Source organism: Solirhodobacter sp. (assembly GCF_964715405.1).
Window position 1 is genome coordinate 76461 of the sequence record NZ_CBAICG010000003.1, and the last position, 15196, is coordinate 91656.

The window sequence follows — 15196 nt, forward strand, 5'->3', positions numbered from 1 at the left end:
AGCACGGGGGCAAGGGTGGAGACTGGCGTCGATCTGTGGCTCTGGCCGCTTGTGCAGGATGCGGACCCGGCGATCCTGTCGACGGAGGAGCGCGCGCGCGCGGATCGGTTCGTGCATTCCCGCGATGCGGTCGCCTATCGCGCGGCGCATGTGCGGCTGCGCCAGATCCTCGGCGGTTATGTCGGTCGTGATCCCGCGTCGCTGCGCCTTGGGGTGACCGGCAACGGCAAGCCCACGTTGCCACAGGGCCCCGCCTTCAACCTCAGCCATTCCGGCGGCTGGGCGGCGCTGGCCGTGACGCCGACCGCCCGTATCGGCGTTGACATCGAGGCGCACCGGGCGGTGGAGCCCGAGGTGGCCGAGCGGTTCTTTTCCCTTGCCGAGCGACATGACCTTGCGACCGTGACGGGCGACCACTGGCGCGACGCCTTCTTCCGCTGCTGGACCCGAAAGGAGGGGTTCGTCAAGGCCGTCGGCGCGGGCCTGAGCCTGCCGCTGGACAGTTTCGACGTGACGACCCTGCCGCAGGCCGCGCCGCGCCTGTTGCGTGTGGCGGGGGGCCATGCCGAGGACTGGACGCTGATCGACCTGCCCCTTGGCCAAGGCTTCGCCGGGGCGGTGGTGATCGAGGCATTCGGGCGGCCGGTTCCCCTGACCCTGCGCGCGGGCCGGATGCCGCTGCCCGGTCACTGAGCCGCCCGCGCCGCCTGTTCGGCCAGGAAGGTGTCGATCTCGTGCCCCAGTTCGGCGGTGCCGAACTCCACCCCCCGATGGACGCGGATATCGTCGATATACAGCGTCTTGAGCGGCCCGGTCACCACATCCTCCCACCCGATCGAAGGCGCGAAGGCGCGGCCGCGCGGGGTGATGCGGGTGATGACATGCAGCACCGGCGCCGCGAACGGCTTCGGGCGGTAGAGGTTGCGGGCCCGTGAGATGTAGGCCACGAACCGTTCCTGTTCGGGCTCCAGGTCGGTCGCGCGGACCTTTTCGATCAGGCCGATCGCCTTGAACAGGTGCAAAAGCCCGCTTTTGCGCAGGATGCGGTAGCTGCCCAGCATCGCCGCCACCGACAGGTTGCCCTCGCGCACCATCCGCAGTTTGTTGCGGAACGCGTGCAGGCGCTCCAGCCAGCGGTGGGAACGGCTGGACTTCAGCCGTTCGACGTAGCCCGGTTCCCACACGTCCTTGAGGATCACGGCGGCGATGGTTTCACCCTCGGCTTGCAGGTGGCGCGCGGTTTCCAGCGCGATGTTGCCGTGCACGCAGACCCCGAACAGGACATAGGGCCCTTTCGGCTGCACCTTGCGCACGACACGCGCGTATTCCGCCGCAATCTCCTCGAACGTGCGTTCCACGCGGTCGATGCCGCGGGTGCCGTCGAACAGCCGCACGCAGGTGGCCGGGTGCTTGTCGGCCATGTGGCCGAGCGCCGACACCATGATCGCCACGTCGTTCACCGCGATGATCGGCTGGGCGGTGCCCTCGATCTGCAACGGTTCGATGCGCCAGTCATCCTCGACCTTCGGCGCCGCCGGGTTCAGCGTCGCCCCGATCAGCCCGGCCAGCGCGTCGATGGTCGGGTGCTCGTAGAGCGTCCGCACACCCAGGGTGACGCCAAATCCCTGCCGGATGCGCGCCATCAGGCGCACGGCCAGCAGCGAATGGCCCCCCTGGTCGAAAAAGCTCCGGTCGCGCGCCGGGGCGGGGCGCGCCAGCAGGTCAGCCCAGAGCGCGGCAAGGCGGTCGGTGATTTCGGCGAGCGACAGCGGCCTGGGCGATTGCGGCGCGGGGGTTGGCGCCGCGGGCAGAGCCAGGGCTACCGGTTGCGGCGGCTCTGGCAATCGGGTGCGGTCGATGTCGCCCGATGCGGTGCGGGGCAGGTTGGCCAGCACGCTGATGCCGCGCGGCCGTTCCTCCGCGGGCAGTTCGGCCGTGGTTTGCGTCATCAGCGCGGCGGGCAGCGTTTCCAGCGGCATCAGGCAGTTCGGCTCGGGGCTGACGAAGGCATAGGGCGCGCCGGTCGTCTGCACCGCAGCGGCGGCGGCCACGGCGGGGTGGGCCAGCAGAACCTGCTCGATCCGCTTCAGGGTCTTTGACTCCGATCCGCCCCGCGCGGCAAGGCCGACGCCCAGCGGCAGGTCGGCCAGCGTCAGCGCCGCCGATTGGAACACCCGCTCGAACCCGGTGCCGATGGTGGTCAGCAACCCCTCGATGGTGCGCTGTTCGTAAAGATCGGGGCAATACTCGATCGTCAGCCGCCAGCCGGTCGGGCGGCCGAGGATCAGGATGTGCATGTCCTGCGCCATACCCGGGTTGAACGCCGCCGACGAGGTCAGGTGGAACGTGCCGTACTGGCGCGGCTGCATGAAGATGTGCATCAGCGTCAGCCCGACCGAGGCGATCGGCGCCCGCGAGGGGTCGCGCGGCGGGTTGACGATATCGACCAGGGTCGAGAACGGCAGGTTGGAATGCGCCAGCGCGCCCTCGACCATGTCGCGCACGCCGACCACATGGTGGGCAAAGTCGCTGTCCGACCGCGTCGGAATGCGCAGCACCTCGTTCGCGATGAACGGGCCGATCAGGCCCTCGAGGTCCGCGTCGGGACGATCCGAGACCGGGGTGGAAAAGATCACCTCGGGCGCCCCGGTCGCGCGGTGCAGGCAGGCCGCAATCAGCGCCGTGCCGAACACAAAGGGCGAGGCGCCAAGGGCCGCGCCCGCCGCGGCAAGGCGCTGACCGAAATCCGCCGTCAGGTCGAGGTGCACGCGGCTGATCGCGTTCGACCGCAGAGCCGGGCGCGGCTTGTCGGGTTCCACCTCGAAATAGCTGATGCCGCGCATCTTTTCGGCCCAGTAGGCGCGATCCTCGTCGAGCACGCCCGAGGCGAGGTATTCCTCCTGCCACAGCGTGAAATCGCCATACTGCAACGGCAGGTCGGGCAGATCGGGGGCCGTCCCGGCCTCATACGCGGCGGCGAGGAGGCCGAATTCGTCGGCCAAAACCGCGATGGAATAGCCGTCGAACACCGCGTGGTGCACCGAGATCAGGATCGTCAGGTGATCCGCCGCGGCGCGCACCACGACCACCCGCATCGGGCAGGGCTCGCGCAGGTCGAAGGGCTGGGCCGCGTGTTCCTCGGCGATCTCGTCGATCCGTGCGGGGCGTTCGCTGGCGGGCGTAGTGCGCAGGTCGACAAGGCTGAGGCGGAACTCGGCGCTGGCGACGACCTCCTGCATCGGTTCGCCGTTGCGCTCGACAAACCGGGTGCGCAGGATTTCGTGGCGGGCGATGATGGTCTGGAACGCGCGCTCGATGCTGGCGGTCTGCAGGCGCCCGCGCAGTTCCCAGCGCATCGCCACGTTCAGCGCCGGGTCGCCGGGGCTGAGCTGGTCAAGGAACCACATCTGCCGCTGCATCGTGCTGCAAGGGAAGGTGGCGACCGCGTCAGGGGCGGTCGCCGGGCTCTGGTCGGGGTCATGCAGCATCACGAGGCCCTCCGGATGTCGCGGTGCGCGCCGTTGCGAAAGTCTTTCAGCGCGGGCCGGGCCGGACCGGCCGCCCGTGCATCGGCAAACCGGCCCAGTGCGCGGATCGAGGGATGCGCGATCAGGTCGCGCGCTTCGAGGTTCATCCCCTCGCCCAGCATCCGCGCCGCGATCCGGAACACGGTCAGCGAGTCGGCGCCGAGGTCATGCAGCGTGTCGGTGACCGACAGGGTTTCCTGCCCAAGCGCCGCGGCCCAGATCGCGGCCAGCCGACGCTCTGTCTCGGTTGCCGGTGCTTCGGGCCGGGCGACCGGGGCGGGGGCCAGGGTGTCGCCGGGTTCCGGCAGCGCCTTGCGGTCCAGCTTGCCGTTCGCCGTCTGCGGCAGCGCGGGCAGGATCATCCAGCCCTGCGGCTGCATGTAGTCGGGCAGTTGCGTGGCCAGGCCCGCCGCGATCGCTTTCAGGTCGGGTGCCGAGCCCGGCGCGGCCACCAGCCAGGCGACCAGCCGCTTGTCGCCGTTGGGGCGGGCGCGCAGGTCGACGGCGACCTTGTCCACCCCCGGCAGGGCCCGCAGGCGCGCCTCGATCTCGCCCAGTTCGATGCGGAAGCCGCGCAGCTTGACCTGGCTGTCCTTGCGGCCCAGCACGACGATGTCGCCGTTCGGCAGCCGTTTCGCCAGATCGCCGGTGCGGTAAAGGCGGCGGGCCTTGCCGTTCAGCGTCACCTGACGGAAAGCGGCGGCGGTCAGGTCGGGCCGGTTGTGGTAACCCAGCGCCAGCCCGTCGCCGCCGATGTTCAACTCGCCCACCACGCCGATCGGCTGCGGCTGATCATCGTCGGACAGGATGTGAAGCTCGGTGTTGCCGATCGGGTGGCCGATGCTGATCGGCGCGCCCGGTTCAACCTGCCGGATCGCCGACCAGACGGTGGTTTCCGTCGGGCCGTACATGTTCCACAGCGTGGCGCCGTGCGCCGTCAGTCGCCGCGCCAGGTCGGCGGGCAGCGGTTCGCCCCCGGCCAGGATCGTCAGCCCCTTCGCCGGGGTCAGCCCGGCATCCAGCAGCATGTCCCACAGCGTCGGCGTGGCCTGCATCAGGGTGATGTCGCCCCTTGCCAGCCGGTCGATCAGCGGGAAGCCTTCGCGCACCGCATCGGACGAGGCGATCACGACCTTCGCCCCCACCGTCAGCGGCAGGAACAGTTCCAGCACCGCGATGTCGAACATCACGGTGGTCACCGACAGGATCGTGTCGCGCGCCGTCAGGCCGGGTTCCCGCGCCATCGTGGCGAGGAAGTTCACCACCGCCCGGTGCGGCACGGCCACCCCCTTCGGCGTGCCGGTCGAGCCGGAGGTGAAGATGATGTAGGCGGCCCGTTCCGGGTCGGCGGGCACCGGCGCGGGCGTGGTCCCGGCGGCGGCCTGCGACGGGCGGATCAGTGGCAGACCCTCGGCAAAGGGCGCGTCTTCCGCCACCACGGCGGCGGCTTCGGCGGAATCAACGATGGTCTTCAGGCGCGCCTCGGGCTGGCGCGGGTCAAGCGGCACATAGGTGTGCCCGGCCTTCAGCACCGCCAGCAGCGCGACCAGCATTCCGGCCCCGCGCGGCAGCGCCACCGCGACCCGTGCGCCGGGTTGCGGCAGGGCGCGCTGGATCTGCGCGGCCAGCGCATCGCTTTGGCGGGCAAGTTCGGCATGGGTCAGGGTGCCCGCCTCATCCTCCACCGCGACGGCCCGCGGGTTCAGGGCGGCGCCACGGGCGACCAGATCCTGCACCATCGCGGCACGGTCGAAGGGCATCGCCGTGGCATTCTCACCATCCACCAGCGCCGTCAGCCCGGCGGCATCGTGCAGCGGCAGCGCCGCGATCGGTTGCGTGGCATCCGCCGCCAGCGCAGCCAGCACCGCGCGGTAATGGCCGACCCAACGGCGGATCGTGGCGGCGTCGTAGACATCGGCGGCGTAGTCCACGTCGATCCGCAGCCCGTCGCGCCCCTCGATCACGTTCATGAACAGATCGAAGTTCGCCGCTGCCTTGGGGTTCGGCGCCGGGCGGAACGACAGGCCGCCCGCGCGCAGGTCTTCGGCGGTGCGTTCGAGGTTGAACTGCACCTCGGTCAGCGGCATCCGGTTCAGCGTGCGCGGCACGGCTAGTTCGCGCACCAGCGTGCCGAAGCTGACGGCCTGATGCTCGAACGCGTCCATCACGGCGCGGCCCGCGCGCTTCAGGTGATCGGCGGCCGGTTCGGCGGGGTCGAAGGCGGCGCGGATCGGCAGCAGGTTCACGCAGTGGCCGACCAGACTCTGATCCGCCAGCAGCGTCTGCCCGGCCGAGGGCACGCCCAGCACCACGTCGCGCGCCCCGCTGAGGCGGCCCAGCGTGATCTGAAGCCCGGCGAACAGCGTGGCGAACAGGGTGCAGCCCTGCTTGGCCCCGGTCTTGCGGACGGCCTTCATCGTGTCGGCGTCGATCCGTTCGGTGACGGTGGCGCCCGCGAAGGATTTCACCGCCGGGCGCGCCCGGTCCTCGGGCAGGTCCGGCAGCGGCGGGATCGTGGCGAACTGGTCGCGCCAGTAGGCCAGCGTCTTCGGCTCCGGCCGCGCCTCGGCCTGCATCGCATGGGCGGCGAAGGACGGCGCCGGGGGCAGCGCATCGGCGCGCCCCTCGACCCGCGCGGCGTAAAGCGCGGCCAGATCGTCGATCATCAGGTTGTAGGACCAGCCATCCACCGCGATGTGGTGCGCGGTCATCAGCAGGGCATGCGCCTCGGTCCCTAGGCGGACAAGCTGCATCCGGATCGGCGCGGCGCTGGTGATTTCCAGCGGCAGCGCGGCTTCCTCGGCGACAAGGGCCGCCAGCGCGGTTTCGGGGGAGGTGTCGCCGGACAGGTCGGTGAACGGCAGGTCGGGCGTGAAGGCGTCCAGCACGTCGAACGTGGCGCCGCTGCGGTCGAACACCATCCGCAGCGCATCGTGGCGCGCGATCAACGCGGCCAGCGCACCCTCCAGCGCGGGGCGGTTGAGCGGGCCGTCCAGACGCAGCGTCACGCCTTCGTTGAAGCTGGCCGCGGCGCGGTCGCCCAACTGGTGCGTCAGCCAGATTTCGCGCTGGCTTTCGGTGAGGGGGATGGCGCGGGTGGGGGCGGAGACCCCGGTTTGCGCCGGGATGACAGCCTGCGCCTGGGTGGCAGCCTGCGCCGCGCCATTGCCGGCAAGGATGCCGACCGATTGCAGCGCGTCGATTGCCCTGGCGAAGGCGGCGAAGACCGCCTCGCAGTCTTCGGCGCTGTGGGCGGTGGTCAGGAAGCCGCAGTAGCCATCCAGGATATGCACCCCTTCCAGCCGCATCAGCGCGAACAGCAGCGAGGCGCGCGGATCCTGCGCGGTGGCGTTGATCACGAACCAGCCGTTGAAGGTGGTCACGAACTCCGGCAACCCGCGCGCCGCCAGATGCGCGTTCATCCGGGCGGCCAGTGCGGCGGTGCGGGCGGGCACGTCCTGCCACAGCACGCGCCCCTCGGCCTCCAGATGGTCGAGCACGGCGTCAATCGCCGCCAGCGCCAGCGGATGGCGCACGAAGGTGCCGGCGAAGAAGGTCGGCGCGACCTCGGGCTTGCTGTCGTCGCCATAGCTCCAGGCGCCGCCGTCCAGCGCGTCCATGAACCGGCGCTTGCCCGCCAGCAGGCCGATCGGCATCCCGCCGCCGACCACCTTGCCGTAGGTCGCCATGTCGGGCGCGATGCCCCAGACCGCCTGCATCCCGCGCGCATGGGTGCGGAAGCCGGTCACGACCTCGTCGATCACCAGCGCGGCGCCGCCCTTGGCGGTGATGTCACGCAGGCTGCGCACAAAGCCCTCGGGGCGCAGTTCCGGGTGGCGGCTTTGCACCGGCTCCACGATCACGGCCGCGATCTCGCCGATATGCGCGGCGATCCAGTCGAGCGACTCGGGCGCGCCGTAGCCCAGCACGGTCATGTTGGCCAGGCCCGCGCGCGGGATGCCGGGGGCGATGGGCAGGGCGCCCGGTTCGCCGCCGCGGCGGCCGCGCACCAGAACCTCGTCGAACTGGCCGTGGTAGTCGTTGGCGAACACCACGACGCGCTCGCGCCCGGTGACGGCGCGGGCGATGCGCATGGCGGCCATCACGGCCTCGGACCCGGTGTTGCAGAAGGTCACCCGGTCGTGGCCGAGGAAGGTCGCCAGCCGTTCCGCCACCGGTCCGGCGCGGTCGGCCTGCGGGCCGATGGCGTAGCCCTTGTCAAGCTGCGCGGCGACGGCGCGGCTGACGAAATCGGGTGAATGGCCGAAGGCGGTCTGGCCGAAGCCGTTCACCACATCGACGAAGCGGTTGCCATCCAGATCCCAGATATGCGCGCCCCTGGATCGGTCGGCGACGATCGGGAAGGTCAGTTCCTTCCAGTCGGGGTGAAAGCCCGAGGCGGTGCGCGGGTCGGCCAGCACGCCGCGATACTGCGCGGTGTAGGCCTTGGATTTCGCATACCGGGCCGAATAGCGGGCGGCGAGGTCGCGCACGAAGGTGCGCTGAGCCTCGGTCAGCACCGCGCCAGAAACGTTCGGGCCGCGCCCCAGCTTGAAGCCTTTCTCCTCGGTCTCGGTCGGGGCGGCGGCAGCGGCAGGGGGCGGGGCCGCGACCGGTGCCGACACCGCGACGGTGGCCGGAGCGGGCGCTGCCACGGCGGCGGGCGCGGCACCAAACGCGCGAAGCTGATCGGCGAAGATCGCCTGCATCGTCTGCATCTGCGCTTGCAGCACGCCGGCCAGATCGCCGGTCATCACGGCAAGCGCGGGCACCGCGGTTGCCACCGGTGCGGACACCTCGGCCACGGGTTGCTGCGCCACAGGCGAGATCACCGGCGAGGCCACTGGCGCAGGAACCGACGCGATCTCGGGCGGCATCACCGCATCAAGATGCGCGGCCAGCGCGGCAATGCTGGGATGATCGGCCAGCAGGCTGCGGAAGGTGATCTCCACCCCGTAGCTGCGGCCAAGGGCGGTTGCGGCCTGTCCCATGAAGAGCGAGTCGAAGCCGAGTTCGAGGAACGGGGTTTCGGCGTCGGCCGCGCCGAGCTCTTCACCGGAGAGTTCGGCGAACAGGGCGATCAGCTCGGCCATCAGGCGGGGAATGCGGGCAACAGTGGTCATGGTGACCTCGGGGATAACGGGTGAAACGGATACCGCGACCGGCGCGGGGGCGGCCAGCGGAACAAGGGCCGGGGCCGCAACCGGGTCGATCCAGTGGCGGCGGCGCAGGAACGGGTGGGCGGGCAGCGACACGCGGTGGCTGCCGCGCGCAAGGCGCGACCAGTCGACCGGCACACCGGCGGCCCAGAGGTTGGCAAACGCGGCGGTCATGACGCTCTGATCGTCAGGGCCCGATTGGGTATGATCCGGCAATGACGGGAAAATGCCGCCATGCCCGCCGCGTTTCAGGGTCTGTCCGGCGAAGGCCGAGAGGGTGCGACCTGCCCCCACCTCGACAAACACCGGCGCCCCTGTTTCGGAAGCCGCCTCAAGCGCGGCCTGGAAATTCACCGTCGCGCGGGCCTGAGCGGCCCAATAGGCCGGGCTTTGCGCCTCATCCGCCGTCATCGGTTTGCCGGTGACGGAGGAGATGATCGGGATCGTCGGCGCCGTGAGCCGAAGGCGGGTCAGCAACCGCTCCAGTGCCGGGACAACCAGGTCCATCATCGCCGAGTGGAAGGCGTGCGAGGTGTGCAGCCGTGTCGTCGCAATGCCCGCCACGGTCAGCCGCGATTCAAGCGCCGCGATGGCGTCGATCGGCCCGGCGACCACCTGCAACTGCGGCGCATTGCGCGCCGCCAGTTCGGTGCGCGGGTCGAGGTGGGGCAAGAGCGCCTCGATCGGCGCGCGCACCGACAGCATTGCCCCGGCGGGCTGGTCCTGCATCAGGCGACCGCGCGCGGCGATCACCTTCAGCGCATCCTCGAAGCCCATCACCCCGGCGATCACCGCAGCCGCGAATTCGCCGACCGAGTGGCCGATCATCGCGTCCGGCTGCACGCCCTGCGCCTGCCACAGGCGGGCGGTGGCGACTTCGGTCAGGAACAGTGCGGGCTGGGTCAGCCGGGTGTCCTTCAGCGCGCGGGCGGCGGCTTCATCCGACACGTCGGCGTAGCAAAGCAATCGGCTCATGTCGGTGTCGATCAGCGGGCGCAGGATTTCCGCGCCCCGGTCGATCCAGCGGGCAAAATCCGGTTCGGTCGCGTAAAGCCCCTTGCCCATGCCGGGGTATTGCGAGCCCTGACCGGGGAACAGGAACACCAGCTTCGGCGGCGTGGCGGGGGTGGCGGATTTCACCTCGGGCGCGGCGCGCAGCTTTTGCGCCGCTTCGGCCCCGGTGCGGGCGGCAATGGCGAGGCGGTAGGGATGCGTGCGGCGCCCCTCCTGCAAGGTGAAGGCGGCATCGGGCAACGCGGGCGCGTCGGGCGCCGCCAGACGGTCAGCGAGGCGGCGGGCCAGTTCGGCCAGCGCCTCGGGCGAGGCGGCGGAAAGGGGCAACGCCTGCACACTGTCGGGAAGCGTCGCGCCCGCGACGGCGGGCGCCTCCTCCAGCACCAGATGCACGTTGGTGCCGCCGACGCCCGCGGCGCTGACACCCGCGCGGCGGGGGCCGTCACTGTGCCACGCGGCCAGCTTGTCGGCCACGCGGAACGGCCCGGCGGCAAAGTCGATGCGCGGATTGGGCGTGCGGAAGTTGGCGACCGGCAGAATCTCCCGCGCCTTCAGCATCAGCGCGGTCTTGATCACGCCCATCACGCCCGCCGCCGCATCCAGATGGCCGATGTTGCCCTTGACCGACCCCAGCGCCACCGTGCCCGGCGTGCCCTTGCCGAAGGCCTGCGTCAGCCCGGCAACCTCGATCGGGTCGCCCAGCGGGGTCGCCGTGCCGTGGCACTCGACATAGCTGATGCTGTCCGGCGTCACGCCCGCATCGCGGTGGGCGGCGCGGATCGCGGCGGCCTGCCCTGCGACCGACGGCGCGGTGTAGGAGATCTTTCCGGCTCCGTCGTTCGTGATTCCGACGCCGCGGATCACCGCATAGACCTGATCGCCCGCCTTGAGCGCATCGGCCAGCCGCTTCAAGACCACGACGCCCGCACCGTGGCCGAAGACGGTGCCGCCCGCGTCGGCATCGAACGGGCGGCAGACGCCATCGGGCGCGGCCATGCCGCCCTCCTGCGCCATGTAGCCGCGTTTCTGCGGGAAGGTGATCGAGACGCCGCCCGCCAGCGCGGCATCGGCCTGCCCCTCGCGCAGCGCGTTCACCGCCTGTGCGATCGCGGTCAGCGAGGTGGAACAGGCGGTCTGCACCGTCATCGCCGGACCCTTCAGGTCCAGCTTCCAGGCGACGCGGGTGGACAGGCTTTCCGGCAGGTTGCCGGTCAGCGTGGTGTAGTCGGAAATCTGGTAGCCCGAGGTGAAGGCGTCCGATGCCGCGCGGTCGGGGATCAGGTTGCCGATCAGGTAGGTGCTCATCGAACTGCCGGCCCAGACGCCGATCGCGCCGGGGGCGCGGGCCGGGTCGATCCCGGCATCCTCCAGCGCCTCGGCGCAGATTTCGAGGAAGACGCGGGCCTGCGGGTCCATCCGTTCCGCCTCGCGCGGCAGGATGCCGAAGAATTTCGCGTCGAACTGGTCGGCGCCGTCGATGATCGGGCGCGCGGGCACATAGGCCGGGGATCGGCGTTCGGCGGGCGAGAAGGCGTCCTGCATCTCGTCCAGCGGGAAGCGCGGGATCAGGTTGTCGCCGTTGCGCAGGTGCTGCCAGAAGGCCGCCAGCGTGTCGGCGCCGGGGAATCGCCCGGCAAGGCCGACGATCGCGATGTCGCGATCGCTGGCACGCGCTGCAACCGGGGTTGCGGTCTCTGCCTTCGGGGCGGGGGCGAGTGCTGCCAGCCGCGCGGCGAGGTCGGCCAGCCGGGGTGTCTCGAACATCAGGGTGATGTCGAAGCGGTGGCCAAGCCGCGCCTCGATGCGCGAATGGGCCTCGATCAGTTGCATCGAACTGCCGCCCGCATCGAAGAAGGTCTGCTCGTCCGTCGGCAGCGGCCCGCCGAGGATCCCTTGCCAGAGGCCCGCGATCACCGGACGCAGGTCGCGCGACGGGGCTGCGGGTGCGACCGTGGAGGCCTCGGGCACGGCATCGAACATCGCCAGCAGCGCGCGGCGGTCGTTCTTGCCCGCGGGCGTCAGCTTCCAGTCGGTGGTGACAAGGGTCGCGCGCGGCAGGCTGGCGGGGTGCAAGACCTCGCCCGCGCCCGCCAGCACCTCCCGGATGAAGGCGGCGGTGTCGCCGGGCATCCCGTCCTTTGGACGCAGCACCGCGCCCACGCGCTTGTCGCCGCCCGGACCGGTCACCACGCCCACGGTGGCGTCGGCCACGCCGGGCTGATGGCGCAGCACGTGTTCCACGCCGTCAAGCTCGATCCGCCGCCCGCCGAGCTTGACCTGACGGTCCAGACGGCCGTGGAAGTCGAACACGCCATCGGGGTTTTGCGAGGCAAGATCGCCGGTCAGGTAGACCAGCCCGGATTTTCCCGGCCGCGGGTCTGCGATGAAGGCCGCCGCGGTCTTGTCGGGGCGGTTCCAATAGCCATGCGCGACACCGAGGCCCGAAATCACCAGTTGCCCGGTCGTCCCCACCGGCAGCGGCTTCAGATCGTCATCGACGACAAAGCAGTCCTCGTGGTTCAGCGACCGCCCGATTGGCAGCGGGCGGCCACCCAGCATGTCGGCGGTGATGCGGATGCCGAGGCTGTCCACCGTGCCTTCGGTCGGGCCATAGAAGTTTTGCAGCACGAGGTCGGGATAGGCGTCCAGCAGCCTGCGCGCGTGAACGGGCGACATCACGTCGCCGACCGACAGGATCATCCGCGCGCTGGCGAAGGCGGGCAACTGATGATCCACCATCATGTGGTTCATCCCGGCGTAGAACATTGCCGCCGTCGCCCGGTGGCGGGTCATCACCCGGCCGATCTCGTCCAGTGCCGGAAAAGGCGCCTCGACCACCGCGCAGGCGGCGCCGTTCAGCAAGGCTGCCCAGATGTCGAAGGTGGACCCGTCGCAGGCGATGGTGTTGGAGTGCAGCACCACGTCATCGGGCCGCATGTCCAGCGCGGGTTGGCGATAGGCGAACGAGGTCACGCCCCGCTGCGGCACCACGACGCCCTTGGGCTGCCCGGTGGTGCCGGAGGTGTACATCACATAGGCGGGGGTTTCCGCGTCGGCCTCGGGCCAGGTGATCCCGGCCTCGGGCGCAGGGCCGGTGATCGCCGCTTCCAGCGACAGCGTGGGCAGACCGGCGGGCAGGATCGCCCCGGCCCGGTCGGCATGGCGTGCGGCGACCAGCGCGGCCTTCAGCGGCAGATCGGTCGCGATGAAGCCCAGTTGTTCGGGCGCGTGCGTCGGGTCCAGCGGCACGAAGGCCGCCCCCGCGCGCAGGATGCCCAGCATCCCCAGGATCGCGTTCACCGAACGCGAGTCGAGCAGGCCGACATGGTCGCCACGGCCCACCCCCAGCGCGACCAGCCGGGCGGCAATGCGCTCGGCCGCGTCGGTCGCTTCGGCATAGGTCAGGCGGCGGTCGTCGGCCAGCAGAGCGGGCGCATCGGGTGTGCGGCTTCGGGCCTGCGCGAACAACGGCCAGATCGGCCCGACCGGATCGGGAACGGCGAGATCGGACGACGTGGGGCGGCGAGGGGTCATGGCATTCCTCTGAAGCCGTGACGGTCAGAGCATGTTTGCCCGGACCGATGCACGGTTCTCGATGCAGTTCCGATAGCTCTCGTGCCGGTCAGGCGGAACCCGATCCGGCGCGAAGACGCCCCCGCAGATGGGGTGCCACGCTGCGGAAAATGAGTCAACGGAGAGCACGGGTGGGGATTGGCGACACCGTTGCCAATGACGGTCGGATTGTTTCAAATTCTTTGCAACGGTAGGAAATCATTAACGTTTTATCCAGGCGCCGAGAGGATATTCATGGAGTCGGAAACAAACTGTTTCGGTTCAATCTGGCGGCGGGCGAGGGCGGGCAAGATGGACAGAGTCTGGCCACCCGCTGACGGTGACGCGGTCCGGCAGTGTCGGTATGGCAGGGATCAGGCCCGGATGCGGCGGCGCAGCATCGACACCGTGATGTCGCGCACCGCCGGTTCGGTTGCCGTCAGCGCCAGCAGATAGACCGCCATCGCGGGCACGATGACGCCGAAGGCGCGCGCCAGCGCGGGCAGGGCCTGAAAGGCCGGAAGTTCGCGGGCCAACAGGATCACCACGCTGCCCAGCAGGACCGGCGGCACCAACCGCCGCGCTTCCACCAGGATCTCGCGCCAGTCGATGCCGCCGTGCTTGCGCAGGATCCGGTTGGTTGCGACCGCTGCGATCAGGGCCGCCAGAACCTGGGACCATGCCACCGCCGTCAGGCCCATGGCGGCACCCGACGCCGTCAGCACGACCGTCATCACCAGAAGCACGAAGCTGAACAGGGGAAGCCGCCCGATCTCGCCGTTCAGGGAGAGGATCGGCTCGATCGCGGCCCCGGGCAGCGACAGGGCTCGGGCCAGCGCCAGGATGCCGACCAGGGGCAGCGCGGGCAACCACTTCGGCCCCAGCAGTCCCGAGATCAGATCCTCGCCCATCAGCGTCAGCCAGATGAAGACCGGCAGCCCGATCGCGAAGAGCAGCTTGAAGTAGAGGTTGGCCTGGAGCTGAAACCCGCGCGTCCGCACGCCGTGTTCGTCGCGTGCCTGGCGGAACATGCTCCAGGCGAGCACGAGGCTGGGCGCGCCGATGATTTCGGCGATCGAGCCCACAAGTCGTTGTGCCGCACGGTAGTAGCCGACCGGCGCCGGTCCGAGGAAGGCCCCGATGATGAAGGTGGCGATGTAGAGCCGCAGGTTCGCGATGAACCGGCTGGAGAAGATCTGCCACGAATATCGGCCGAGGGCGCGCAATTCTTGCGCAGGCATCCCGAACAGCGGTGCCCGGTTCGTGACCACGAAGCTGATGGCGAGATGTGTGGCCTGATAGGCCAGCCGCCCGAACACCAGCGCATAGACGCCGAAGCCGCGGTAAAGGGTGATGATTGCCACGACCATGCCGACGATCTCGCCCACGCTTTCGGCGATCGCCGAGCCGCGCAACCCGTCGCGCCAGATCATCATGCCCTTCTGCGCCGAGCAGGTGGTGGCGATCACCACCCAGAGCGAGAACAGCAGGATCAGATGCGCCGTCACCGTGCCGAGACCCAGCAGCAGCCAGCCGACCCCGACCACCGCGCCGAACAGCCCGAATCCCAGCCCGGTGAAGATGGACACCATCACGACCTGACGCGGAACGGTATCGTCGCCATGCCAGGACATGATGTAGGGCGCCCAGCCGACCTCGGCCATGCGCAGGAACAGCAGCGCACAGGTTGACACGAGGGCGAACATGCCGAATTCGGCGGGGCTCAGGACACGGGCGGCTGCCACGAACAGGATCAACTGACTGGCCTGGGCGATGATGCGCTCGGCCACCGTCCATGCCCCGCCGCCAATGGTCTCTCTGGCGGCCTCACGGCCAGTGTCCTCGGGTGTGTCAGTCATGCTCCGGCCCTCAATGGCTTCCCGCCAACGCGCGCACACGACCCGCCGAACGCCCCCGAGGCTGCCGTGGCCCCAATATCGTCGG

At 70.1% G+C, this 15196-nt stretch carries 4 protein-coding genes; 1 reads left to right on the plus strand and 3 read right to left on the minus strand.

The features are described from left to right. The first annotated feature begins 15 nt into the window (after nucleotides 1–15). Nucleotides 16–693: a 4'-phosphopantetheinyl transferase family protein gene (locus AC11WY_RS02035; RefSeq protein ID WP_482922018.1), complete on the plus strand. Its 678-nt coding sequence runs from the start codon at nucleotides 16–18 to the stop codon at nucleotides 691–693. Here AC11WY_RS02035 and AC11WY_RS02040 read toward each other — a convergent pair. The 3 genes from AC11WY_RS02040 to AC11WY_RS02050 form a co-directional block, all read right to left on the minus strand. Then, on the minus strand, nucleotides 687–3488 hold the full coding sequence (locus tag AC11WY_RS02040) for a condensation domain-containing protein (RefSeq protein ID WP_482922020.1): 2802 nt from the start codon (nucleotides 3486–3488) through the stop codon (nucleotides 687–689). The genes AC11WY_RS02035 and AC11WY_RS02040 overlap by 7 nt on opposite strands. Further along, a complete protein-coding gene (locus AC11WY_RS02045; RefSeq protein WP_482922022.1) occupies nucleotides 3488–13234 on the minus strand; it encodes an amino acid adenylation domain-containing protein in 9747 nt (3248 codons plus the stop codon). The genes AC11WY_RS02040 and AC11WY_RS02045 overlap by 1 nt, the downstream gene beginning before the upstream one ends. 392 nt (nucleotides 13235–13626) lie before the next feature. Further along, the gene (locus AC11WY_RS02050) at nucleotides 13627–15111 is read right to left on the minus strand and encodes an oligosaccharide flippase family protein (protein WP_482922024.1); all 1485 of its coding nucleotides are present in this window, start codon (nucleotides 15109–15111) and stop codon (nucleotides 13627–13629) included. Nucleotides 15112–15196 lie beyond the last annotated feature (85 nt).

Excerpts from the sequence above, each read along its gene's own strand:
- AC11WY_RS02040 (WP_482922020.1), bottom strand. The coding sequence starts at position 3,488 with ATGCTGCATGACCCCGACCAGAGCCCGGCGACCGCCCCTGACGCGGTC.
- AC11WY_RS02045 (WP_482922022.1), bottom strand. The coding sequence starts at position 13,234 with ATGACCCCTCGCCGCCCCACGTCGTCCGATCTCGCCGTTCCCGATCCG.
- AC11WY_RS02050 (WP_482922024.1), bottom strand. The coding sequence starts at position 15,111 with ATGACTGACACACCCGAGGACACTGGCCGTGAGGCCGCCAGAGAGACC.